The sequence below is a fragment of the Rhodococcus sp. NPDC019050 genome, assembly GCF_055664235.1.
Genome location: NZ_JBVOON010000044.1, coordinates 1 through 1,892, shown reverse-complemented (window position 1 = coordinate 1,892; position 1,892 = coordinate 1). Strand labels below are relative to the sequence as shown.

Genomic DNA, 1,892 nt, shown 5'->3' with positions numbered 1-1,892 from the left:
AGGATCTCTTGGAATCCGACTCCGTCGATCTCCGGATACACCGTCCGCAACGACTCGTGCCGTGCGACGACATCCGACACCGCGGCCTGCAACGCATCGACATCCAACGATCCCGACAACCTGATTACCGCCGGAATATTGTTCGCCGCCGACCCCGGATCCAACCGGTTGAGGAACCACATCCGCTGCTGCGCCAACGACAACGGAATCTGCGCAGGCCGAACCCGAGCAACCAACGGAACCCCGGCACTCCCACCGGACACCTGCTCCACCCGCACCGCAAGTTCCCCGACGGTGGACGCCTCGAACAACACCCGCACCGGCACCCGAGTACCGAGCCCCGCACCCAGGCGCGCGACCACCTGGGTCGCAATCAGCGAGTTACCACCCAAAGCGAAGAAATCATCATCGAGCCCGACACGCTCGACACCGAGCACCTCGGAAAACACCGACGCCACAACCTGCTCGACGGTTGTCTGCGGCGCCCGGAACTCCCGAGCCTCGAAGACAGGGGAAGGCAACGCCTTACGATCAAGCTTCCCACTGCTGTTGAGCGGGAACTCATCGAGCACCACCATCGCCGACGGCACCATATAACCCGGCAACACCGCACCCAACCGACGCAACAACACCACAGAATCCACCGACGCACCCGCAGCCGGCACCACATACGCCACCAACTGCTCACCCGCATGCGCATCCGAACGCACCAGCACCACAGCCTGACCGACACCATCCAAGCTCAGAAGAGCAGATTCGATCTCACCGAGCTCGATCCGCAACCCCCGCAACTTCACCTGAAAATCGGAACGACCGATGTACTCCAACTCCCCATCGGCATTCCACCGCACCACATCACCCGTGCGATAAAGACGCTCACCCACACCGAACGGCGACGCCACAAAACGCTCCGCCGACAATGCTGCACGCCCGAAATACCCCCTCGCGACCTGCACACCCGACAGATACAGCTCACCGATAACTCCGACCGGCACCGGCACCAGCCGCTGGTCCAAAACATAGGTCCGGGTATTCCACACAGGGGTGCCGATCGGGACCGCACCCGCAATACCCGCCTCGGCCGACCGCGCCGTGACATGCACCGTCGCCTCGGTCGGACCGTACAAGTTGTGCAACTGCGGCAAACCGAGTCCAGCGCACTGATCGACCAACGCCGCAGGGAACGCTTCACCCGCAACAAGAACCACACGCAACGACGCGCACTCCTCGCGCGTGGCGACAGCGGCGAACACAGCAAGCATCGACGGCACGAACGACGTCGCAGTGATCCGCTCCTGATGGATCACGCGAGCAAGATACGCCGGATCCCGATGTCCGTCGGTGCTCGCGATCACCACACGCGCACCCGCTGCCAACCCGCCGAACAGCTCCCACACCGACACATCGAACGTAAACGGCGTCTTCTGCAACACCACATCTTCCGGCGACAGCCCGTACTCGGCTACCAACCACGACACCTGATTGACCACCGAACCATGCGACACCGCCACACCCTTCGGCCGGCCCGTCGACCCCGACGTGAAAATCACATACGCCGTATTCGACGGCCGCAACGGCGAAATCCGCTCCGCATCCGACACCGGACCGGCCGCAACGCCCGAAAGATCCAGAGTGTCGATCGACACCACCGGAACCGACCCGGACCCGAACTCGGACTCGGGAAGCTCGAACCCGTCCCGCGACGTCGACACCACCAACACCGGCGACACCGACTCCACAATGAAACCATTACGCTCGGCAGGCTGATCCGGATCGATCGGCACATACGCACCACCGGCCCGCACGATCGCATACATCCCCACCAGCAGATCCAACGACCGGCGCACCGCCAGCCCCACCGTCGTCTCCGGACCCACACCCCGCGAGATCAG

Annotated in this window: 1 protein-coding gene; it reads right to left on the bottom strand. The window is 63.4% G+C overall.

Annotation, left to right across the window (positions count from 1 at the left end; translation table 11 throughout):
- On the bottom strand, positions 1 to 1,892 hold a 1,892-nt coding region (locus tag AC0B44_RS21180), incomplete at both ends, for an amino acid adenylation domain-containing protein (RefSeq protein WP_471904694.1).